We start from the raw sequence: 20,274 nt of genomic DNA, 5'->3' as shown, positions 1-20,274 counted from the left end.
AAATCCACCGGCGCGATCCGGGTGCGTCCAGTTGCCTCCCGCGCGAGATGGCATTTAATGCCCATGTTTTTGCCCAACATTGGCGTTAAATGCCATCTCGCGGGGGCGTGGGACGGCTGGGAGCTACTCCACTTCGCCTTCGGTGACCGTCCCCCGCCAGCCACCGGTCTCGACTTCCTGGCCCTCGATGAACTCCTTGAAGCGGCGCAGATCGTGCTGGATTTGGCGGTCATCGAGGCGCAGGGAAGCTCCCAACTTCTCCAGCATTGATTCCGGTTCCCACGTCAGATCGACGGTCACTTTGGTTTCCGTGGCGCTCAAAGCCACGAACGTGACTGTTCCGGAATTCTGGGGTCCCTCGACGCTTTGCCAGGTGATCTTCTCATCGGGAATCTGCTCCACGATCTTTGCGTCAAATTCGCGCCGAACGCCACCAATGTCCATTGTGAAATGCACGGTGGTATCGTCAATTTGCGTCACGGATTCCACGCCTGACATGAACCGGGGAAATTCCTTGAATTGCGTCCACTGGTTATAAGCCTGGCTCAATGGCACGCTGACTTCGATTGATTCCTGTACGTTGGCCATGGCGGAAACACTCCTTCAGATACCGGCTGGCCCTGAAATTTCCGGGCCTAAAATGGCCTTAACTACACGCTATGACTCCGCGCGGAAACGGACAAGGAAAGGTTACCAAAGGCCCCTGAATGACAATCAGCCTGCGGAAGAGCTCGGCCGCCCGTGCAGCCTAATGGACAGTTCGTCCGCAGTTTTTTGGATTCGGGCCGCGAGGGCCGGCCATTGCTCAGGCGGTATTTTCTCTTCCAGGAATGTCACGGCGACTGCCGCGGTTGGCCATCCCAGGTGGTCCGTCACAGCGGCGGCGACGGAGCCGAATCCGGGCGTTACTTCGCCATGTTCCGTGGCGTAACCGCGCATCCGAACCTGGTCCAGGTGCGAGGACAGCGTGGAATACTTCATGATCGGATACTCGGTCTCGTGGCGGAACGTAAATGCCGCTGCGTTGGGGTACAGGGCCCGAACCTGGGACTTGGGCAGCGCGGCCAGGATCGCGCGACCGCTTGCCGTGAGGTGGCTGGGCAGCCGGACGCCGACGTCGGTCACCAACGACGGGCGGTTCTTGGCCCGTTCCTCCACGATGTACAACACGTCCCGGCCGTGCAACACGGCAAGGTGGGCGCTCTCCCCGATTGCATCCACCAGATTGGCTAGAACGGGTCGTCCCAGCCTGGACAGCGGTTCCTGCCGCGAGTAAGCCGAGCTGAGTTCGAAGGCACCAATGCCCAAGCCATACCGCTGTTCCTCATGAAGATGCAGTACAAAGCCGTTCGCTTCCATCACGGCAAGAAGGTGGTACACGCTGGAACGCGGAAGTCCCAGGGTGGCCGCGATCTGCGCAGCCGCCATCGGTCCCCGACGCGAGGCAAGCAACTTAAGGATGCGCAACGTGTTTTCGGCCGCGGGGACCTTAGATGTTGGTTTCGCACCCGGGCTTGGCTTATTCGCGATGGACGGCTCAGTGGTCATGGTTCCTCTTCGAATCGCAGTTCTGGCAGCGCCGACCAGGCAGCACCGCAAAAGGCAGACTCCCCAAGTGTCCGGTATCCCGTACTTAATCGTGGACCCGCGGCGGCCAGCTCGGAAGCAGTACCCAGAAGCGCGTGTCTTGTATGTCAGACAGACTATTACAGGTTCGGACCAACATTCAGGAATGTCCATATATTGATACAAAGTGTCTCGCAATGTGGTCTGCATGCCTAGACTCTTGCCATGAATGACGTCGTGACCCTTCCCCCGTTCGTCAGCGCACAGTGGCTCGCTGCCCACCACTCCGAGGTGGTCGTCGCCGACGCCCGTTGGTACTTGGACGGCAGTTCCGGCCGCGAAGCCTTCGAAGCCGGTCACCTGCCCGGCGCTGTGTTTGTGGACCTCGACCAGTGGCTCTCCGGACCCGGCAGCCCCGAAACGGGCCGCAACCCCCTGCCCGCTCCAGGCGTTTTCGCCGAAGGCATGACGTCCCTGGGCATTTCCAACCACACCCCGGTGGTCGCCTACGACGACGCCGGCGGCGTTATCGCCGCCCGCTTGGTATGGATGCTCCGCGTCACCGGCCACCAGGCGGCAGTGCTCGACGGCGGCATGGCAGCTTGGGCGGGCCCGTTGGAATCCGGCCCTGGACCGTTGGCCGAGCCAGCGGTCGAACCAGCCACACAGCCAGCCATGTTCAAAGCTGCCCCTTGGCCGGATTCCATGCTGGCCGGCATCGACGAACTAGCCCTCCCGGGAGTCACAGTTGCTGATGCCCGGAACGCGGACCGCTTTGAGGGTCGTCAGGACCCAATCGATCCGCGTCCAGGCCACATCCCGGGCGCGGTGAACGTGCCATGCCGCGCCAACTTGGAGCCCTCTGGACGAATCAAGAACACCGAGGAGATCCTCCAGGCCTTCGCGGCCGCGGGAATCGACTCCGCTGAAAAGGTCATCTCCTATTGCGGTTCCGGGGTCACGGCATGCCACAACCTGCTGACCATGGAACATGTCGGCCTGGGCCGCGGCCTGTTGTATGTCGGCGGCTGGTCGCAGTATGGCCACGCACTGGATCGGCCGGTAGAAACCGGTAGATCATCCGCAGTCCGCTCACCAGCCGGTAGAAACCGGTAGATCATCCGCGGTCCGCTCACCAGCCGGTAGAAACCGGTAGATCCTCCGCAGTCCGCTCACCAGCCGGTAGAAACCGGTAGATCCTCCGCAGTCCGCTCACCAGCCGGACAGACCGACCCGCTCGGCAAACCGAGCAGCGGAGCCCACCAGCCGCCGTCGAAACCTTGCGGGCGCCAACAGCCGTCAGACTGTAACTACCACCTTGCCGCGTGCCTTCCCGGCATGGATGTACCGAATGGCTTCGGCCGCCTCGGCGAGCGCGAAGGTCCGGTCGATGGCCGGGCGGACCGACCCGTCCGCCAGGAACTTGGACAAGGCCTGCAAGTGCTGCTGCCCCTCCGTGGACACAAAGGGACGCAGCCGCTGAGCGACAAACGGATTCAACAGGCCCGCCCGCAGGATCCGTCCCATCAATCCAAACAACTTGCCTCCGCCTTCACCACCTACCAGCACCACGGTCCCCCGCGGCACCAACGTCCGCCGGAGCGCGGACAGGGGTCGGTTTCCGGCAGTGTCGATAATGACGTCGAACTGACGCGAGCCGTCAGTGACGTCTGTTCGGGTGTAATCAAGCACATCGTCCGCTCCGAGCGAGCGGACCAGCTCGACCTTGCCCGTACTGCAGACCCCGGTGACGTGGGCACCCAAAGCCTTGGCAAGCTGCACCGCGTAGGACCCAACACCCCCTGCCGCGCCGATTACCAGCACGGACTGACCCGCTTGGACACCGGCTATGTCGCGGAGCGCCTGCAGCGCCGTAACACCGGAAATGGGCGCCGCTGCGGCCTCCTCGAACGACAGTTCGGCAGGCTTCGGCGCAATGCGGTCCTGGCGGGCGACGGCAAACTCAGCGAATGAGCCCTCGCACGTTCCGAAGACCTCGTCGCCGGGCTTGAATTGCGTGACTTTGGCGCCGACGGATTCCACTACGCCGGCCACGTCGCGGCCGCGGATGGGCACGGACGGCTTGCGGAGCCCGTAGCCGACTGCGCGGACCAGGTACGGCTCCCCTGTCATCAAATGCCAGACGCCCATGTCAACGCCGGCCGCACGCACGCGAATCTTCACCTGGTTTTCACCGGGAACCGGTTCGTCGATATCAGCAAACTTCAAAACGTCTGCCGTGCCATAAATGTCCTGGATGATCGCTTTCATTGTTTTTCACTCCTCGCTGTCCGGGTAGTGGAAGACGTCATCGAGCGGCACCGCGAAAACTCGGGCGATCTGGAAGGCCACTTCCAGTGACGGGGAATAACGGCCTTGCTCGATGGCGATGATTGTTTGGCGGGTCACCCCGACGGCGTCCGCCAATTGGGCCTGCGTCATCTCGCCGCGGGCGAATCGCAGGGATCGAATGGAGTTGGTCACACGGGTGGGCTTCACCATGGCTGGAAGCCCCGACGGTAGGCGACGATCTTGGCAACGGAGCTGAGGATAGCCGAGAGAACAAACGCCAAGTAAATGGCGTTGGAAATCCAGAAGTAATCCCATTCCGCCATCGCCATCAGCAGGGCTGCCACACCGCCGATCACCACGAACGACTGGCCGATGTATTCACCAAAGCGGTATATCTCGCGGTCCCGCTGGTCCTTCTTGCCCGCTTCCTTGGGCGAAGCGATTCCGACGACGGCATGCAGCACGATCGACGCCAGGATCGCCCCACCGATCGACCATAGCATCGGCGCAATATACGGAACCTTTGCGAGCGCCTGTCCAGGCGTGGTGCCTGCGATGCTCAGGACCGCGATGAGGTAGGCCGCATAACCTCCCACCGCGGTGAAGCCCATGATCCACGCGCTTTTCTCTTCGAACGGCATCTCCGCTCCTCCGCCCGGCATCGGGGCTGCAGTCTTCGTGATGTCAAAAAAACCTGACACGATCAATGTAAAACTTTCCTTACATTAGGTCAAGAGTCTTTGACTTCAAGAAGGCTGGCGCTACCCTCCCAGGAGCTCAACGCCGCGCGGAACGCCTAGTCGCGTCCGAATCGGGCAAAGCCGGCGTGCAGTTCGCGGACAATGACCGTCGCACTGCCAAGGAGCTTGGCCTTCGCCTTGGATTGGGCCAGCACTTCCTCGCTGGGGTGGCCAAAGATCTCGATGCTCTTCATCCGAATGAGGGGGGCAATGGGCGGGAACTTTGCACCAGCCACGTCCATGTGGAACTTCAGTGATTCCACGTCTTTATGAAAATGCAGGACGCTCATTTCCGATCCGTCCTCCGCGAAATGGACGGAATAGCTAATGATCCTGGGCTCGTTTTCTTCCACGAATTCGGCCAGCTTCGCCATGGCGGTTTTTAGTTCCTCCAACCGCCCGGGGAGGACCTCTGAAGTGTCGAGGTATGCGATGAAATCACCCATGGCGCCGCTCCGTTCGTGCCGATACCCGGAAAGTCCATCACTCTTAATTCTCCGACTGTCTGACATGGAAGACACCAAGACGTCGTGAGGCCAATCACAACCCTTCCGAAAATGATGTGCTGGAAAGCGATCCCTCCCAATGACGAGAAGGTATTTGGCATGCAACAAACAACGCTGTCCCCACAGCAAACATCAAAGGAAACGGCATCAAGCTCCGCCGCCGGCGTCCTCAACCGCGGCCTGAACGTCCGGCACATCCGCTTCATGGCGCTCGGATCCGCGATTGGCACCGGCCTGTTTTATGGATCGGCTTCAGCCATCCAGAAGGCTGGTCCGGCAGTCCTCCTCGCGTACATGATCGGCGGCGCCGCCGTCTTTATGGTGATGCGGGCACTGGGCGAGATGGCCGTCCGACACCCCGTCTCCGGTTCGTTCGGGCAGTACGCCAGCCGCTACCTCGGCCCGCTGGCCGGCTTCGTGACCGGCTGGACATACGTCTTCGAAATGGCAATCGTAGCCATTGCCGACGTCACTGCCTTCAGCATTTACATGGGTTTCTGGTTCCCGCAGGTAGACCGCTGGATCTGGGTATTAGCCATCATCTTCTTCCTTGGCGCCATCAACCTGCTGAGCGTCAAAGTGTTCGGCGAACTTGAATTCTGGTTCTCCCTCATCAAAGTGGCCGCGATTATCGCCATGATCATCGGCGGAGCTGCAATCGTCGCCTTTGGCTTCCAAACGGCCGACGCCGGTGCTGCGGCAAGCGTTGCGCCTGGCCTGGGGAACCTGGTGGAGCACGGTGGCCTGTTCCCCAATGGCTTCGGCGGGCTCCTGGCCGCGTTCGCCGTCGTAATGTTTGCGTTCGGCGGGATCGAGACGATCGGCATCACGGCAGGCGAGGCCGCCGACCCCAAGAAGGTCATCCCGCAGGCCGTCAACACCGTCCCCGTACGTGTGCTGCTGTTCTACGTGCTGACCCTGGGCGTGCTGATGTCCCTGTTCCCGTGGAACGAGATTGGCACCAACGGAAGCCCATTCGTGCAGATCTTCGACGGCCTGGGCATCCCCGCCGCGCCGCACATCCTCAACGCAGTGGTAATCACCGCGGCCCTGTCGGCGATCAACTCGGACATTTTCGGCGCGGGCCGCATTCTGTTCGGTCTCGCCCAGCAAGGCCACGCGCCGGCGTCGTTCGGCAAGGTGTCGCGGAACGGCGTGCCGTGGATGACCGTGGTGATGATGGGCGTGATCCTGCTGGTAGGCGTGGTCCTCAACGCGGTGATCCCGGAGGATGTGTTCCTGGTCATCGCCTCCATCGCAACCTTCGCCACGGTGTGGGTGTGGGTCATGATCCTGGCGTCCCACGTTGCCATGAAGCGCGAGATCGCTCGGAAGGGCCTGCCGGCGTCGGAGTTCCCGTCCCCGCTCTGGCCGTTGTCTTCTGTGCTGACCATCGCCTTTATGGCCATGGTGATCGCCGTTCTGGGCTTCTTCGAGGACACCCGCGTGGCCTTGTATGTTGGTGGCACCTGGTTGGGGCTCTTGGTTGTGGCTTACCGCTTGTGGGTCCGCGGTAACGGCCGACGCCGGGCCGAACTTGTGGACGAAACGGGCACCATTCCAGTGGTCACCGAGCGCGCCTAGCCCCGCCACCCCCCTAGTCGCACCCCCGCCTCAACCTCCGCGAGATGGCATTTGATGCCAATGTTTACGCAAAACATTGGCATCAAATGCCATCTCGCGGGGTGTTTTAACGGGCGGACCAGCCGCCGTCCATCGTGTAGCTGGCGCCGGTGACCATGCCGGCGTCGTCGGAGGCCAGCCAGGCTGCAAGCGACGCAACTTCTTCCGGCTCCACCAACCGCTTGACGGCGGACTCGGTCAACATGACCTTGGCCAATACTTCGGACTCCGGGATCCCGTGAAGCCGGGCCTGATCGGCGATTTGCTTCTCCACCAACGGCGTACGCACATACCCGGGGTTGATGCAGTTGGATGTCACCCCGTGTGGTCCGCCTTCCAACGCCGTCACCTTGCTGAGCCCCTCCAAGCCATGCTTCGCCGAGACATATGCACTCTTGAAGGCGGAAGCGCGGAGACCGTGGACCGAGGAGATGTTGATGATGCGGCCAAATCCGTTCGCATACATGTGCGGCAGGCAGGCCCGGATCAAGAGGAACGGAGCTTCGAGCATCAGGCCCAGGATCCTCCTGAAGTCCTGAGGCTCGAACTCCTCGATGGGTGACACCTTTTGGATGCCCGCGTTGTTGACCAGGATGTCGCAGTCCAGGCTCAGTGCAGCCAGGGAATCGGTGTCCAGCAGGTCCACCGTCCAGGCCGTGCCGCCCAACTCGTCGGCGAGGGCCGCCGCTCCAGAGGCATCGACGTCGGCCACTACTACCTTGGCGCCCCGGGCAGCGAGCGTTCGGGCGCAAGCGGCCCCAATGCCGCTTGCGCCACCAGTGACCAGGGCCTTGCGGCCGTTCAGGGTGTTGTCCATCAAACCTTTGTCCTGTCTCTGTCTGCGGCACGCGAGGTATACGCTGCCGGATTGGCCCAACTTTGGACGGCTGGCTACCGAATTCCCCGCGTGAGGACCCGTGGAGGGCCTCAAAGTTGGGCCAGTTTTCCCCAGCTAGCTACCGGGTCACCAGCCCATGGCGCTGGGCGTCTGCCGTGTCCACGTCCTCCAAGGCAATGCCCTTGGTCTCGCGAAGGGTTAGTACCACCACGGCCGTGATCGCGCAGGCGACCACTAGGTAGATCGCGGTTGGAAGCCAGGAGTTGGTGTCCTTGAGCCACTGCGTTGCCAGCAGCGGGGCCAGCGAACCGGCGAAGATCGAGGTGACCTGCGAGCCCAGGGAAACACCGGAGTAGCGCATCCGCGTGGGGAACAGTTCGGACATAATGGCCGGCTGGCCCGCATACATGAAGGCGTGGAGGACCAGGCCGATGGTCACCGCCAGTACGATCACCACGGCGTTCTGGGTGTCGAACATCGGGAACGCGATGAATGGCCACACCGCACCGGCAACGGCGCCCACCAGGTACACCGGCTTCCGGCCCCAGGAATCCACCAAGCGGCCCACCTGCGGAATCACAATGAAGTGGATGACGTGGGCGATCAGGAGTGCAAGCAACAACGACGACGTGTCGTACTTGTGGACGCTCTTGAGGTAGACAATGGCGAAGCTGACCACCAGGTAGTACATGATGTTCTCCGCGAAACGGAGCCCCATGGCCTGCAGGATTCCCTTGGGATATTTGCGAATCACCTCGCCAACGCCGTAGCTAACGGCCTTTTCCTGCTCAACCTGGGCCTTGGCCTCGAGGAAGATCGGCGCCTCGGTGACGTGGGTGCGGATGTAGTAGCCAACAAATACGATGACCGCGGAAAGCCAGAAGGCCACGCGCCATCCCCAGCCAAGGAAGTCGGCGTTGCTGAGGACCTTGGACATGATGAACAGGACGAGTGTTGCCAGCAGGTTGCCAACCGGAACGGCAGCCTGTGGCCAGCTGGACCAGAACGCACGCGAACGGTTAGGGCTGTGTTCTGCGACAAGGAGCACGGCGCCGCCCCACTCGCCGCCGAGTGCGAAGCCCTGGATAAAGCGCAGGGCCACCAAGAGTGCCGGCGCCAGATAGCCAAGTTCAGCGAAACCGGGCAGGCAGCCCATCAGGAACGTGGAAACTCCCACAATGACGATGGTTAGCTGCAGCGTGGGCTTACGGCCCAGCTTGTCGCCGATTTGGCCGAACACGATGCCACCCAGCGGGCGGGCCACGAATCCAACGGCATAGGTTAGGAACGCCTGGATCACTCCATCCAGCTCGTTGCCTGTGCTGGGGAAGAAGTACTTGCCGAACACCAGCGTGGCGGCCGTTGCGTAAAGGAAGAATTCGTACCATTCGACCACCGTGCCCACCATGGAAGCGGCGACGATCTTTTTGAGTCCGGCACCTTTCCCGGCGGACCCGGCATTTGTTGCGGAGCGTTGTCCTACGCTCATGTCCATCTCCTTGGGTGTCTCCGTCGACACGTGCTGTGATCCACAACACGGAATGCTCCACTGAGTATTTCTGCATATTCACTGGTCCTCAATGGCCAAAAAGGCACCAAGCCTGTGCAGAATTGCAGATATGAACCCAAATCCAGACGACCTGCTGGTCCTCCTTGCCGTCTCCCGCTCCGGCAAATTTACGACGGCGGCGCAGGCCTTGGGCTTGAACCACACCACGGTGTCGCGCAGGATAGCGGCCCTTGAGAAGGCGCTCGGCGGCAGGGTCCTGGCCCGCGCGGCGGGAGGATGGGAGGTGACGGAACTAGGTGCGGAGGCCGTAGCCGTCGCCGAGCGGGTGGAAGCGGCGGTGGGCACGCTGGGAGGTTCCGATGAGACACCCGACCCGATTACCGGCGTCGTACGCATGACGGCGACCGATGGGTTCAGCGCCTATATCGCGGCACCCGCGGTCGCCCGGCTGCGGCGGGACCATCCTGGACTCAGCGTGGAAATCATCACGGTGACGCGACGCGCCCTCCAGCAAAGGTCCGGCCTGGACATCGAAGTGGTGGTGGGTGCGCCGCAGGTCCACCGGGCGGAGGCCTTTGAGTTGGGCGAGTACATGCTGGGCATGTATGCGTCCCGGGCGTACCTGGCGGACCGTGGCAATCCACGGAGCATCAAGGAGCTCACGGAACACCAGCTGGTGTACTTCGTGGATTCAATGCTGCAAGTGGACGACCTTGATGCGCCGCGGCGGCTGGTCCCCTCCATGCGCGACGGCCTGAGCTCCACGAACGTGTTAGTCCACGTCGAGGCTACGCGCGCTGGAGCCGGGGTTGGCTTCCTGCCGTGCTTTATGGCCGATCTACACCATGATCTGGTGCGGTTGCTCCCCGAGACCTTCGCGGAGCTGCTCCCCTACTGGATGGTCCTCCGCCCGGACGCCATGCGCCGCCCCGCTGTGGCCGCCGTCGTGCGGGCCATCCGTGAGCAAATGGCGGTCCATAAGGAGGCGTTGATGGGCCGTGGCCGTGAGGCTAGGGGTGGGTAAGGGAACCCACTGCTTCGCCCGGCCGATTAGCCGGGCGAAGCCAGCGCATTGTGGGCCCGCTAGCCTGCCTGCGAGCAGAACTGGTTGTACGTGGATACGCCCTTCTCGTATTCGGGCCGCAGTTCCTCAAGTTTGGCCTGGTCCGTTTCTTTCTTGATGGACTCGTCCAAGAACTTGAGGATGCCCCGTAGTGCCGGCTTAAGGTCGTCCGATGCAACAGCCTCAACGGGACGGATGGCGTTGGCCAGGCGCGTGGTTCCTGCCTTGCCGGTATTGGAACCTGCCGGAGTGGACACCACAAGGTTGACCCGTTCGCAGGTTTCCTGGTTGCTAAGTTTGGTGGGCGAGCAGGCCGTAGCGGAGAGGGCAAGGCCCGCGGCAAGCACGGTAATGGCGAGTTTTTTCATTATTTCCTCGATAGTCGACTCGGTTGATTGTAAGCAGAGTCGGGTGAATGCCGCCTTTCCAGGCTCGGCTATGACGCCTCCCCGGGTGCCGGATCTTCCGGGAGCTGCGGATCGTGCCGGACCTTGGCGCCAACAGCGAAGGCACGCACCTGGTGGTCCTGCCACAGATGCGCCGGAACGGCGCCGCCCAGGAGAGTCCGAACCAAAGCGGGATCATCCGGCAACGGTTGATGGCTACCGGCGATGATGATGTTCCCGTACCTGCGCCCCTTAAGCATCGCGGGGTCGGCGATGATCACCGTGTGTTCGAACACGTCGGCAATGGTGGCGGCATCCTCCCTGGCGCTCTTCAGGTCCGGAGAATCCCCCGAGTTGACCACATACACTCCTCCAGGCGCCAAGACGCGATCAGCGTGCTCAACGAATTCGCGCGTGGTCAGGGCGCGGGGAGTAAACGCACCAGAGAAGACATCACGAATAATCAGGTCGCGCGTTTCCGGAGTGAGCGACTCGGTGACCTGACGAGCCTCGCCCACCCGGATCCGCAGCAGCGGCGCCTTCGGGAGCTCGAACCAGTCACGGACATACCCGGCCAGTTTGCCGTCCAGTTCAACGACCACCTGGCGAGCATCGGGATAGGCCGCGTGCACATAACGTGCCATGGAGCAGGCGCCACCACCCAGGTGCAGGGCCCGAAGTTTGGGCTTATCCAGCTGCGGCCAGCGGGATTCCACCAGCGCCGCGATCCAGCGCATGTACTCAAAATCCAGGAACAGGGGGTCGGCGAGGTCGATGTGCGAGCTCATCACGCCGTTGATCTTCAACAGCCAACCGTTTGAATTGTCCGGGTCCTGGAGCAACTCGCAGTCACCGGTATCGATGTAGTAAATGCCCTGAACCGGCCCCGCCGCATTGGCGCTGGCGGGCGCATCGCTGAGTGCCGCCGTCGTCCTTCCGATGGGCCTCCCGGAGCTCTTGCCGCTCCTGCCACGCTTAGCCATTGCAGCAGCCTCCTCGTCTCCCCTCAACCCTAGTGGAGACTGTGCGCACCCAGGCACGGGCCGCTGATTCATACTAGAAACTAAGGGTACTTATTATTGGATGTTAACCATAAACGCCCATCAGTTGGCCAAGGAGGGTTCCGATGGCAAAGCACGGAGACGTATCCCAACGGGAAGCAGTCAAGGACACCCCGACTGCCGAGACCAGTACAGCCAAAGCTGACGTCGCGCCCGAACCCGACGACGCGCGGAAGCCGGATAGCCCAACGGACATCACCAAACCTTGGTGGATGTACATCCTCAAGAAGACTTTGCGGGAATTCTCCAGCGATCAATGTCCGGACCTTGCCGCTTCCCTTACTTACTACGGCGTGTTGTCGATGTTCCCTGCCCTGCTGGCGCTGGTATCGCTTCTGGGAGTTTTTGGGCAAGCCGAAAGGACCACGGCCGCCATTCTGGATTTGGCCCAGGGAATTGCGCCAGGATCCTCGATGGAACTCATACGCCAACCGGTGGAGGAATTGACCAAATCAACCACGGCCGGACTGACGTTCTTCATTGGTCTAGCCGTGGCTTTGTGGTCGGCGTCTGGATATGTTGGCGCCTTTGCGCGGGCAATGAACCGGATTTACGAAGTGGACGAGGGGCGCGGTTTCATCAAGCTTCGCGGCACAATGCTCGCGGTCACGGTCGTCACCGTGGTTATGGTGGCAATCCTGGCCAGCCTGTTGGTTGTGACCGGACCTATTGCAGAGGCTGTTGGCAATCTCATAGGGCTCGGCAAAGCATTCCAAAGCGCGTGGGACCTGGCAAAGTTACCCGTGGTCATAGTGCTCGCGATCATGTTGATCGCCATCCTTTACTACGCGACGCCTAATGTGAAGCAGCCCAAATTCCGTTGGATGAGCATCGGTTCATTCATTGCACTGGTCATTTTCATGTTGTCGTCGCTGGGCTTCGGTTTTTATGTGGCGAATTTCAGCAACTACAACAAAACCTACGGCGCGATCGCTGGCGTGATCGTACTGTTGCTGTGGCTTTGGATCACGAATATGTCCCTGCTATTCGGTGCCGAACTCGACGCCGAGATGGAAAGGGGCCGACAGTTGCAGGCTGGCATCGAGGCGGAGGAAACACTTCAGTTGCCGCCAAGGGACACAAAACTCAGCAAAAAGCTCCAGGATCGCGAGGAGGAGGACATTGCCTACGGGCGCGACCTCCGCGAGCAGTACAGCCGAGACAATGAAACCAGCCAGGACGGCCGGGACGGCCGGCGCGACGGCGGCAAGGAGTAAACGGCTGCCTGCACGACGGCGGCAGGTGTGACCGCGGCGGGGACTAAACGGCGGCCGGCGCGACGGCGGCAAGGAGTAAACGGCTGCCGGCACGACGGCGGCAGGCGTGACCGCGGCAGGGACTAAACGGCGGCAGGCCCGACGGCGGCAGGTACTAAACGGCGGCAAGCGCGACGGCGGCATCGACTAGGCGACGCTAACTGTCCCCGCCTTAGCGCACCCGCGCCAGGGCGAAGCCGTCCCAGCCTTTGCTGCCGACGGTCTGGATGGCAGTGGCGTCGAGTCGCTCGTCCCGGCCCATCATTTGGAGCGCGGAGACGATTCCCGGCGCGTTCACCTCGTCCCTGGACGGCTCAAGGATGGCACCGTCCCAAATGACGTTGTCCATCACGATCGCGGTCCCGGACCTGCCAAGCCGGATCGCCCAGTCCAGGTAATTGGCGTCGTTTTCCTTGTCCGCGTCGATGAACACAAAGTCGAATGGCCCTTCGCGCTCCACCTCGGACACCAAGGTAGGCAGGGTGTCCAGGGCCGCACCAACCCGGATGTCCACTTTGTCGCCCAAACCGGCTGCGTCCACATTCGCCCGGGCCACGCCAGCATGGAAAGGCAAGTATTCGCACGTGACCAACCTGCCGTCGTCGGGAAGTCCCTGGGCCATCCAAATGGTGCTGAACCCGGCCAAGGTTCCAATCTCCAAAACCCTGCGGGCGCCTGACAGCTGGACCAGCATCTTGAGCAGCTTGCCTGCGTTGGGCGCCACTTCGATAGGTGGCATCCCGGCGTCGACGGCGGACTGGACCGCCCGCTTGAGCGAGGCGTCCGGATGAACGACGACGTCGGACAAGTACCGCTCAACGGCCACCCAGCCTGGCTGGGCCACATGTTCGATCATGCGCCCAGTCTGGCACCTAGCTACGACTCGGCGATAGCATTTTCCAGCCGTTCGACCTTTCCCGTGAGCTCGCCGGTGTAACCGGGGCGGATGTCCGCTTTGATCACTAGGGAGACTCGGCTGCCGTACTTGCCCACAGCTTCAGTGGCCCGCTTGACGACATCGAACACCTCATCCCATTCGCCTTCGATGGTGGTGAACATGGCGTCCGTCCGGTTGGGCAGGCCCGAATCCCGCACGATCTTGACTGCGGCGGCCACTGCGTCGTGGACAGATCCATCTTCCGAGTAGCCTGCGCCTTCAGCGGAGGCAGGGCGGCCCGAGGGAGCAACAGAAAATGCAAGCAACATGAGCCCAGTGTTTCATGGGGCCGTGTCACAATAGCCGCTACTAAAAAGTAACCCGAGGACCAGCCGTCGGCGTTGCTACTCTGACAGCATGGACCGTCCCCTTGAACGCAGACCGCTGCGCGCGGACGCGGCCCGCAACGTGGACAAGATCATCACGGCAGCGCGGCAGTGCTTCCGCGAGCAGGGCCCCGACGTACCTTTGCAGACCATCGCTGCGACCGCCGGCGTCGGTCCGGCAACGCTTTTCCGGAACTTCGCGGACAAGGAACAGTTGGTCCTCGCGGCGCTGTCGCGCCAGCTCCGCCTCCACGTCGACCCCGTGGTGGAGGAAGCCCTTGGCGGGATGGACGCCGCGGAAGGGCTGTTTAAGGTAATCGACGCCGTGATGAAGGTCGCCAGCGAGGACGCCAACCTGCTCGACGCCGTCGCTGGCCGCCGCGGCCTGCTCACCGGTATCACGGGCGGCTTGATTGATGGGATCGGCGTGCTGCTGGTCCGCGGGCAGGGCCAGGGTTCGCTTCGCCGGGACATCACCCTGGAGGACATGGTCCGCATCGTCGCCATGCTGATCGGTGCCGTGGACACCATGGAGCCGGGTTCCCGGTCCTGGGACCGCCCCGTGGCACTCATGGAGGACGCGATTCGCGCGGTGCGTCCCGACCGGGAACTGCCGCCGCAGACCCCCATCCCGGGCCTCGCACTTTAGCTTCAGCGGGAGTACCTCCCGGGGCTGCCGTGTCCGGATGCGCAACTGCTGCGACAGGAATCGAGTACCAGTTACTCGTGTCCAAGGCGACACAAGGGCGTTGTACTGGGATGTATGCGCAAACTGCGTAACGGCACCGCACGTGCCGCAACGGTCCCAGTTCCGGTGGCGGGAAGTCCGACGGCTGGAGGTCCGACGGCGGCGGAAGGCCCGGTTGCGGCTGTCGCAGCTGTCCTCACGGCCGCACTGATACTCAGTTTCCTCATTCTGGGATCCATGCCGCGCGCTTCAGCAGACTCCAAGCCCGTCAACCCGAACGACCCAAGGACGCCCGTCACCGTGACGGCCGATGCCCTGCCGACGGTGCAAGTCGACGGCGTGGTGTGGCAACAGGCCATCATCGGCAACACCGTGTACGCGGTGGGCAGTTTTGGCACTGCCCGCCCGGCCGGTGCCGCTCCGGGGGCGCAGACCGTGCCCCGGAAAAATATCCTGGCTTTCAATCTGCAGACTGGTGCCCTGATCCCCGGTTTTGCGCCGACGCTGAATGCACAGGGACTCACGGTCACACCGTCACCGGATAAGTCCCGGCTCTACGTGGGTGGGGATTTCACTTCCGTCAGCGGCCAGACACGCAATCGCATCGTGGCGCTTGACCCCGGCACCGGCGCGGTGATCGCCGGTTTCGCGCCAAAGGTGAACGGCTCAGTCAGGGCCATCGTGACATCCGGCACCACGGTGTACGTGGGCGGCAACTTCACCACTGTGGGGACCACCGCCCGAAACCGCTTGGCAGCCATGAACTCCACCAACGGCGTGTTGTCGGATTGGAAACCGAACGCCCAGGGCGGCAAAGTCAACGCTTTGGTCCTGTCCCCGGACAACAAGAAGATCGTGGCCGGGGGACACTTCACCTCGCTCAACGGTTCCGCCAAGCCCGGATATGGGCTTGGCGGCTTGGACGCCGTGACCGGCGCCAACCTCGCCACGCCAGTTAACGACGTCGTGCGGAACGCCGGAGACAGTTCGGCCATCACCTCACTGACCACCGACGGTACCAATTGGTACGGAACCGGCTACGACTTCGGCGGAACGGGCAATTTCGAGGGTTCATTCTCGGGGCTGTGGACCACTCTGGGCATCAAATGGCTGGAGGACTGCCACGGCGACTCCTACAGCATCTTCGCCGGCAGCACTGCCAACTACCTAGTGGGCCATCCGCACTATTGCGGCAACCTTGGCGGATTCCCGGACACAAACCCTCAAAGCTGGCATCGAGCCCTCGCATTTGGTCGGGAACCCACCCGTACCTTGATCAAGGACACCCACGGCTACCCCAGCTTCACGGGACAACCTTCGCCGGAACTATTGGTGTGGTTCCCGGACCTGGACACGGGCACGGCCACAGGTCAAGGCCAGGGCCCGTGGACTGTCACAGGGAATAGCCAATATGTGGTGATGGGCGGCGAGTTCCTGAACGTCAATTTCAAAGGCCAGCAGGGCTTGGTGCGCTTTGCGCTGTCCTCGATCGCACCCAACAAGGAAGGCCCACGGTCCTCGGCGGACTCCATCAATCCGTCGCCCTCTTCCCCCGCAACTGGACAGATCCGCGTGCGCTGGCAGTCCAACTGGGACCGCGACAACGCCAACTTGACGTATCAGGTCTTCCGGGATGGCGTAGTTGTCAACACCCAGGCAAAGTCAACAACCTTCTGGAACCGCCCCACACTGGAGTTCCTGGATATCGTGGCACCGGGGTCCACCCACAGCTACCGGATCGTGGTCAAAGACCCCTTCGGCAATGCCAAGTCATCCACGACGGTGAGCTTCAAAGCCAAGTAGTCTTCCCGGAAGCCGAGTAGTCCCAGGGTCTCGCATGAGCTATCCCGGCCCGGCGCGTCTTCGGCAGGCGTACTGAGAGCGACGCCGCTGCAGTACGATTTCCGGGGAAGGACGCACATCCATGACTGTTCGAAGCGCTGGAATCCTGCTGTACAGGCGAACGGAGAACTCCGAGGTAGAGGTGTGGATCGCCCACATGGGCGGACCGTTCTGGGAGCACAAGGAAAGCCACTCCTGGTCCATCCCCAAGGGTGAATACCTCGACGACGAGGACGCCTTCCTGGCTGCGCAACGCGAGTTTGCCGAAGAGATGGGCAACCCCGTGCCTCCAGCGGATTACCACGAACTGGGAGCTTTCAGGCAGCCCTCCGGCAAAGTCATCACCGTGTTCACTGCTGAAACCGACTTCCAGCCGGAACGGATCGTCAGCAACACCTTCCCCCTGGAGTGGCCCAAAGGTTCCGGAACCATCCAGGATTTCCCGGAGATCGACCATGCTGAATGGGTATCTGCATCCGAGGCCATCAACAAGCTGGTCAAAGGCCAGCTGCCGATCCTCGATGCGCTGATGCTCCACATCCAAGCCCGATGACGTAGTGCAGGAAATACGTGCCGCCGCAACTGGGAGTTCTCCCCATCGACCCAACCCGCCGCCGGCAGTAACCTCGGCACCATGGACATTCTTCTGGGCAGGTACGACTACTACGACAGCGGCGCCACGGCTGCCGCGGTCTTCGGCTTTATGCTGATCTACTTTGTGGTGATCTTCGGAATCGTCGGCCTTCTCTACATGGGCATCTTCACCAAAGCGGGCCGCCCGGCGTGGGAAGCATTCGTCCCGTTCTATAACGGTTTCCGACTGGTGCAGATCGCGGGACGGCCCGGATACTGGTTCCTCTTTTTGTTGATTCCGTTCGTCAACATCGTGTTTGCCATCATCGTTTTGAACGACCTCGCCAAATCTTTCGGCAAGGATTCGGGCTACACGGTAGGCCTGGTCCTGCTCCCCATCGTCTTCGTCCCCATGCTGTCCTACGGCTCCGCGCGTTACCTGGGCCCGGCCGCGGCCTGGCAGCAGCCTCAATATGGGCCTGGCTACGGCAACGCACCATACCCACAGCAGCCTTATCAGCAGCCCTACCCTCCCCAGCCCTACGGGCAGCAGCCCCAGCAGCCGTACCCGCCCCAGCCCTACGGGCAGCAGCCCCAGCAGCCGTATGGCCAGCAGCCGTACAGCAACAACCCGCATAACCCCACGCCGCCGTCGAGCTAGCCGCCGCCCCGGCACGCCGTCGAGCTAGCCGCCGCCCGGGCCCGCCGCCGTCGAGCTAGCGGCCTCCCGGCCCCGCGGACGTCGTACCTAACGCAAGCCGCCGTCGAGCTAGCCGCCGCCCGGGCGCGCCGACGTCGTACCTAACGCAAGCCGTCGTCGGGCTCAGAGCCCGACGACGGCCGCACTATTTAACCAGCCGGCCGACGATCTGGCGCGCCAGGATGCGGTCTATGCCGGGCAGCCCGGAGAGTCGGAGCGTCCAGCGCCGCGCAAGAAGCTGGATCCGGCTGGCGGGAAGGAACGACGACGCCGCACGCCGTCCCACCGCCTGGGTTTCCTCCACGATGGGCCGCCACTGTTGCTGGTAGTCGTCGAGGGCCGCTTCGATCTCGCGGCTGGACGCGCCTTCCGGCAGGGGTTGGAGGACGTCGGCCAACAGTGCCGCCCCCGCGACGGCGAGGGAAGCGCCCTGGCCCGCGAGCAGGGATACCGCCTGGCACGCATCGCCGATGAGCACTGCCCGGCCCTTGTGCCATTGGGGCATGGCAACCTGCGCCACTACATCGTCATAAGGGTCCTCCGGACACAGCTCCAGCAGTCCCTCGCCAATCGGCCCGATCCCGGCAAAGGTGTCCTGGAGCCTTTGGCGCGTTCCGTTCGCAGCGGCGCCGTCGGAATCCCGATACACCAGGAACGCCGCCGTTCGCCCGTCCCGCAAGGTGTACAGCCCTACCTGACGATCGATGGTGTCCGTGAGGATAAAGCGACCCTCGAAACGCTCCCCCAAGTCAGGATCCCGCACGATGTACGCGGCCGTCCGCATGCCGAGCGGCCGCAGAAATTGCTCCTCGGCGCCGAAAATCGCAGCCCTAACCGCCGAGTGGATTCCGTCGGCTCCCACCAGGAGGTCCGCCTCCAGCGTCATTTTGGCTTGCTGCCCGTTCCGGGACGTTGAAAACTCGACGCCGGGACCGCCGTCGTCGGCCCATATCCTCACCGGTGTGGCGCCGTAGTGGAGCCTGACACGACCGGACGGGACGTCGTCGAGCGCCGCAACGCAGGCGAGTTCGACGTCGGGGCGGAGCAGGCTGAGCAGCTTGCCTCCCGCTATACGAGCGAACTGTTCGTAGCCGAAACGGGCTGTTGTCCGTCCCTCGGAGTCGATGTAATCCGCTGAGTCAACTCGGTACGCCGTTTCCAGAAGCCGCGGAAGCAGGCCGATCGTGTCCGCCGCGGCGTAGCCCGGGCCAAAGAAATCCATCATGTAGCCGTCGGGGCGCGGCGCCTGCGAGCGCTCCACGACGTCCACCTCCCAGCCGGCGAGCCCCAGCTGGCGGGCGGCCACCAGTCCCGCGATGCCGGCCCCGACGACGATCGCCCTCATTTCGCCTTCTCCATTCCTGTCGCGGGAACAAGCAGCCGATTGAGGATGGGGATGATGGATACCGCACTGAGTGGTCCCTTTCTGGTTTCATGTGCCGTACCTCTTACTTCGGCTGCATCAGGAGAGCTTGTAATTCGATCCCGCGAGTCGAGGGTCCGGTGCAGCATGATGCCATCGAGTGCCGCGGCAAGGACCGCTGCGACCACCTCAGCGTTGGGTTGGCCCCTGTCAGCGAGCCACGCAGCTAGCCAGCCGCGGAACTCTTCCAGCAGAGCAACCACCCTGTCACGAAGGGCGGGGTCGCGGGCTGCCGCGAGATAGAGCTCCACCGCGACGACACTGCTTTGCGCGTGTGCGTCTTGGGCGTCCGATGCGGCTTGGGCGTCATGGTCGTCCAGTGCGGCTTGGGCGTCATGGTCGTCCAGTGCGTCATGGGCGTCCAGGGCGGCTTGGGCGTCCAGTGCGGCTTGGGCGTCCAGTGCGGCTTGGGCGTCCAGTGCGGCTTGGGCGTCCAGTGCGGCTTGGGCGTCATGGGCGTCCAGTGGGTCCTGGGCCTCATGGGCATCCAGCGTGTCCTGGGCGTCCAGGGCAGAGAGCATCGCGGCCAGGCCGTCGGCGGGGTCGTCGTATGATTCCAGGAGCTTGACGAGGCCGGCCCCAGCTTCCCGAAGAGACTCGATCGCTGCCTCGGCGAGCACCCCCTGCACCGAACCAAAGTGGTAATGCGCCGCGCTAGCAGCAACTCGGGCCCTATCCCCGAGAAGCCGGGCACTCACTCCACTCCAGCCCAATTCCGGGATGAGTTCCCGCGCGGCTGCCAGCAGCCTCTCCCTCGATTCGAATCCGCGTACCCGCTGGTCCTGTCCCTGTGTCATGCCTTCCCCCAACTCGCTTGTCCATCTTTCACCCAATTGGAACGATCGTTCTGAATGTTCGTATCAGCATCGACTTCAAACGATTGTTTCAAACAATCGTTCTAATACAGAGAGTAGCAGAGGCTTAAGCCGAAGAAGCCTCAAGCG

Annotated in this window: 22 protein-coding genes; 8 read left to right on the top strand and 14 right to left on the bottom strand. The window is 62.6% G+C overall.

The window, feature by feature from the left end:
- Positions 1 to 123: 123 nt before the first annotated feature.
- Both LD110_RS15345 and LD110_RS15340 read right to left on the bottom strand, forming a co-directional pair.
- A complete protein-coding gene (locus LD110_RS15345) occupies positions 124 to 588 on the bottom strand; it encodes an SRPBCC family protein (protein WP_225499706.1) in 465 nt (154 codons plus the stop codon).
- A 126-nt stretch (positions 589 to 714) separates the two neighbouring features.
- The gene (locus LD110_RS15340) at positions 715 to 1,548 is read right to left on the bottom strand and encodes an IclR family transcriptional regulator (protein WP_225499705.1); all 834 of its coding nucleotides are present in this window, start codon (positions 1,546 to 1,548) and stop codon (positions 715 to 717) included.
- A gap of 243 nt (positions 1,549 to 1,791) precedes the next feature.
- Between LD110_RS15340 and LD110_RS15335 the strand changes: the two genes are divergently transcribed.
- The gene (locus LD110_RS15335) at positions 1,792 to 2,682 is read left to right on the top strand and encodes a sulfurtransferase (protein ID WP_225499704.1); all 891 of its coding nucleotides are present in this window, start codon (positions 1,792 to 1,794) and stop codon (positions 2,680 to 2,682) included.
- A gap of 183 nt (positions 2,683 to 2,865) precedes the next feature.
- Here LD110_RS15335 and LD110_RS15330 read toward each other — a convergent pair whose 3' ends face one another.
- From LD110_RS15330 to LD110_RS15315, 4 genes are all read right to left on the bottom strand, one after another.
- Positions 2,866 to 3,837: an NAD(P)-dependent alcohol dehydrogenase gene (locus LD110_RS15330; protein ID WP_225499703.1), complete on the bottom strand. Its 972-nt coding sequence runs from the start codon at positions 3,835 to 3,837 to the stop codon at positions 2,866 to 2,868.
- Between the two features lie 6 nt (positions 3,838 to 3,843).
- On the bottom strand, positions 3,844 to 4,068 hold the full coding sequence (locus tag LD110_RS15325; RefSeq protein WP_225499702.1) for a helix-turn-helix transcriptional regulator: 225 nt from the start codon (positions 4,066 to 4,068) through the stop codon (positions 3,844 to 3,846).
- Positions 4,062 to 4,499, bottom strand: coding sequence for a hypothetical protein (locus LD110_RS15320; protein WP_225499701.1), 438 nt, complete (start codon positions 4,497 to 4,499; stop codon positions 4,062 to 4,064). Before LD110_RS15320 ends, LD110_RS15325 begins: the two co-directional genes overlap by 7 nt.
- 155 nt (positions 4,500 to 4,654) lie before the next feature.
- A complete protein-coding gene (locus LD110_RS15315) occupies positions 4,655 to 5,044 on the bottom strand; it encodes a hypothetical protein (protein WP_225499700.1) in 390 nt (129 codons plus the stop codon).
- A gap of 159 nt (positions 5,045 to 5,203) precedes the next feature.
- On the opposite strand from LD110_RS15315, the gene LD110_RS15310 reads away from it, so the two are divergent.
- On the top strand, positions 5,204 to 6,688 hold the full coding sequence (locus LD110_RS15310; protein WP_225499699.1) for an amino acid permease: 1,485 nt from the start codon (positions 5,204 to 5,206) through the stop codon (positions 6,686 to 6,688).
- Between the two features lie 106 nt (positions 6,689 to 6,794).
- Here the strand turns inward: LD110_RS15310 and LD110_RS15305 are convergent, their stop codons facing one another.
- Positions 6,795 to 7,544 carry a 3-hydroxybutyrate dehydrogenase gene (locus tag LD110_RS15305; protein WP_225499698.1) on the bottom strand — a complete coding sequence of 250 codons (750 nt, stop codon included), beginning with the start codon at positions 7,542 to 7,544 and terminating at the stop codon, positions 6,795 to 6,797.
- Positions 7,545 to 7,683: 139 nt separating this feature from the next.
- A complete protein-coding gene (locus LD110_RS15300; protein WP_225499697.1) occupies positions 7,684 to 9,054 on the bottom strand; it encodes an MFS transporter in 1,371 nt (456 codons plus the stop codon).
- Positions 9,055 to 9,184: 130 nt separating this feature from the next.
- On the opposite strand from LD110_RS15300, the gene LD110_RS15295 reads away from it, so the two are divergent.
- Complete coding sequence (locus tag LD110_RS15295) at positions 9,185 to 10,099, top strand: LysR family transcriptional regulator (RefSeq protein WP_225499696.1); 915 nt, start codon at positions 9,185 to 9,187, stop codon at positions 10,097 to 10,099.
- 59 nt (positions 10,100 to 10,158) lie between these two features.
- Here the strand turns inward: LD110_RS15295 and LD110_RS15290 are convergent, their stop codons facing one another.
- Complete coding sequence (locus LD110_RS15290; RefSeq protein ID WP_225499695.1) at positions 10,159 to 10,506, bottom strand: hypothetical protein; 348 nt, start codon at positions 10,504 to 10,506, stop codon at positions 10,159 to 10,161.
- 68 nt (positions 10,507 to 10,574) lie between these two features.
- Complete coding sequence (locus tag LD110_RS15285; RefSeq protein ID WP_225499694.1) at positions 10,575 to 11,507, bottom strand: spermidine synthase; 933 nt, start codon at positions 11,505 to 11,507, stop codon at positions 10,575 to 10,577.
- A gap of 143 nt (positions 11,508 to 11,650) precedes the next feature.
- Here LD110_RS15285 and LD110_RS15280 point away from each other — a divergent pair, with 143 nt between their 5' ends.
- Positions 11,651 to 12,802 carry a YihY/virulence factor BrkB family protein gene (locus tag LD110_RS15280; protein ID WP_225499693.1) on the top strand — a complete coding sequence of 384 codons (1,152 nt, stop codon included), beginning with the start codon at positions 11,651 to 11,653 and terminating at the stop codon, positions 12,800 to 12,802.
- A gap of 211 nt (positions 12,803 to 13,013) precedes the next feature.
- Here LD110_RS15280 and LD110_RS15275 read toward each other — a convergent pair whose 3' ends face one another.
- Together LD110_RS15275 and LD110_RS15270 are read right to left on the bottom strand one after the other, a co-directional pair.
- Positions 13,014 to 13,697 carry an O-methyltransferase gene (locus LD110_RS15275; RefSeq protein ID WP_225499692.1) on the bottom strand — a complete coding sequence of 228 codons (684 nt, stop codon included), beginning with the start codon at positions 13,695 to 13,697 and terminating at the stop codon, positions 13,014 to 13,016.
- Positions 13,698 to 13,717: 20 nt separating this feature from the next.
- A complete protein-coding gene (locus LD110_RS15270; protein WP_225499691.1) occupies positions 13,718 to 14,047 on the bottom strand; it encodes a thiamine-binding protein in 330 nt (109 codons plus the stop codon).
- Between the two features lie 88 nt (positions 14,048 to 14,135).
- On the opposite strand from LD110_RS15270, the gene LD110_RS15265 reads away from it, so the two are divergent.
- The 4 genes from LD110_RS15265 (at position 14,136) to LD110_RS15250 (ending at position 17,868) form a co-directional block, all read left to right on the top strand.
- On the top strand, positions 14,136 to 14,753 hold the full coding sequence (locus LD110_RS15265) for a TetR/AcrR family transcriptional regulator (RefSeq protein ID WP_225499690.1): 618 nt from the start codon (positions 14,136 to 14,138) through the stop codon (positions 14,751 to 14,753).
- A gap of 114 nt (positions 14,754 to 14,867) precedes the next feature.
- Entirely contained in the window at positions 14,868 to 16,595 is a 1,728-nt protein-coding gene (locus LD110_RS15260; RefSeq protein WP_225499689.1) for a hypothetical protein, read from the top strand.
- Between the two features lie 121 nt (positions 16,596 to 16,716).
- Complete coding sequence (locus tag LD110_RS15255) at positions 16,717 to 17,187, top strand: NUDIX domain-containing protein (RefSeq protein WP_225499688.1); 471 nt, start codon at positions 16,717 to 16,719, stop codon at positions 17,185 to 17,187.
- An 81-nt stretch (positions 17,188 to 17,268) separates the two neighbouring features.
- Positions 17,269 to 17,868 carry a DUF5684 domain-containing protein gene (locus LD110_RS15250; protein WP_225499687.1) on the top strand — a complete coding sequence of 200 codons (600 nt, stop codon included), beginning with the start codon at positions 17,269 to 17,271 and terminating at the stop codon, positions 17,866 to 17,868.
- A 184-nt stretch (positions 17,869 to 18,052) separates the two neighbouring features.
- Here LD110_RS15250 and LD110_RS15245 read toward each other — a convergent pair whose 3' ends face one another.
- Complete coding sequence (locus LD110_RS15245) at positions 18,053 to 19,252, bottom strand: FAD-dependent monooxygenase (RefSeq protein ID WP_225499686.1); 1,200 nt, start codon at positions 19,250 to 19,252, stop codon at positions 18,053 to 18,055.
- The gene (locus tag LD110_RS15240; RefSeq protein WP_225499685.1) at positions 19,249 to 20,127 is read right to left on the bottom strand and encodes a TetR family transcriptional regulator; all 879 of its coding nucleotides are present in this window, start codon (positions 20,125 to 20,127) and stop codon (positions 19,249 to 19,251) included. Before LD110_RS15240 ends, LD110_RS15245 begins: the two co-directional genes overlap by 4 nt.
- Positions 20,128 to 20,274 lie beyond the last annotated feature (147 nt).

Source organism: Arthrobacter sp. M4, assembly GCF_020251205.1.
Taxonomy (GTDB): Bacteria; Actinomycetota; Actinomycetes; order Actinomycetales; family Micrococcaceae; genus Arthrobacter.
Note: the sequence above shows the minus strand (reverse complement) of the source record. Positions and strands in the feature narration are given on the sequence as shown.

Coding starts and splice junctions, on each gene's coding strand:
- LD110_RS15345 (WP_225499706.1), bottom strand. CDS start 588: ATGGCCAACGTACAGGAATCAATCGAAGTCAGCGTGCCATTGAGCCAG.
- LD110_RS15340 (WP_225499705.1), bottom strand. CDS start 1,548: ATGACCACTGAGCCGTCCATCGCGAATAAGCCAAGCCCGGGTGCGAAA.
- LD110_RS15335 (WP_225499704.1), top strand. CDS start 1,792: ATGAATGACGTCGTGACCCTTCCCCCGTTCGTCAGCGCACAGTGGCTC.
- LD110_RS15330 (WP_225499703.1), bottom strand. CDS start 3,837: ATGAAAGCGATCATCCAGGACATTTATGGCACGGCAGACGTTTTGAAG.
- LD110_RS15325 (WP_225499702.1), bottom strand. CDS start 4,068: ATGGTGAAGCCCACCCGTGTGACCAACTCCATTCGATCCCTGCGATTC.
- LD110_RS15320 (WP_225499701.1), bottom strand. CDS start 4,499: ATGCCGTTCGAAGAGAAAAGCGCGTGGATCATGGGCTTCACCGCGGTG.
- LD110_RS15315 (WP_225499700.1), bottom strand. CDS start 5,044: ATGGGTGATTTCATCGCATACCTCGACACTTCAGAGGTCCTCCCCGGG.
- LD110_RS15310 (WP_225499699.1), top strand. CDS start 5,204: ATGCAACAAACAACGCTGTCCCCACAGCAAACATCAAAGGAAACGGCA.
- LD110_RS15305 (WP_225499698.1), bottom strand. CDS start 7,544: ATGGACAACACCCTGAACGGCCGCAAGGCCCTGGTCACTGGTGGCGCA.
- LD110_RS15300 (WP_225499697.1), bottom strand. CDS start 9,054: ATGAGCGTAGGACAACGCTCCGCAACAAATGCCGGGTCCGCCGGGAAA.
- LD110_RS15295 (WP_225499696.1), top strand. CDS start 9,185: ATGAACCCAAATCCAGACGACCTGCTGGTCCTCCTTGCCGTCTCCCGC.
- LD110_RS15290 (WP_225499695.1), bottom strand. CDS start 10,506: ATGAAAAAACTCGCCATTACCGTGCTTGCCGCGGGCCTTGCCCTCTCC.
- LD110_RS15285 (WP_225499694.1), bottom strand. CDS start 11,507: ATGGCTAAGCGTGGCAGGAGCGGCAAGAGCTCCGGGAGGCCCATCGGA.
- LD110_RS15280 (WP_225499693.1), top strand. CDS start 11,651: ATGGCAAAGCACGGAGACGTATCCCAACGGGAAGCAGTCAAGGACACC.
- LD110_RS15275 (WP_225499692.1), bottom strand. CDS start 13,697: ATGATCGAACATGTGGCCCAGCCAGGCTGGGTGGCCGTTGAGCGGTAC.
- LD110_RS15270 (WP_225499691.1), bottom strand. CDS start 14,047: ATGTTGCTTGCATTTTCTGTTGCTCCCTCGGGCCGCCCTGCCTCCGCT.
- LD110_RS15265 (WP_225499690.1), top strand. CDS start 14,136: ATGGACCGTCCCCTTGAACGCAGACCGCTGCGCGCGGACGCGGCCCGC.
- LD110_RS15260 (WP_225499689.1), top strand. CDS start 14,868: ATGCGCAAACTGCGTAACGGCACCGCACGTGCCGCAACGGTCCCAGTT.
- LD110_RS15255 (WP_225499688.1), top strand. CDS start 16,717: ATGACTGTTCGAAGCGCTGGAATCCTGCTGTACAGGCGAACGGAGAAC.
- LD110_RS15250 (WP_225499687.1), top strand. CDS start 17,269: ATGGACATTCTTCTGGGCAGGTACGACTACTACGACAGCGGCGCCACG.
- LD110_RS15245 (WP_225499686.1), bottom strand. CDS start 19,252: ATGAGGGCGATCGTCGTCGGGGCCGGCATCGCGGGACTGGTGGCCGCC.
- LD110_RS15240 (WP_225499685.1), bottom strand. CDS start 20,127: ATGACACAGGGACAGGACCAGCGGGTACGCGGATTCGAATCGAGGGAG.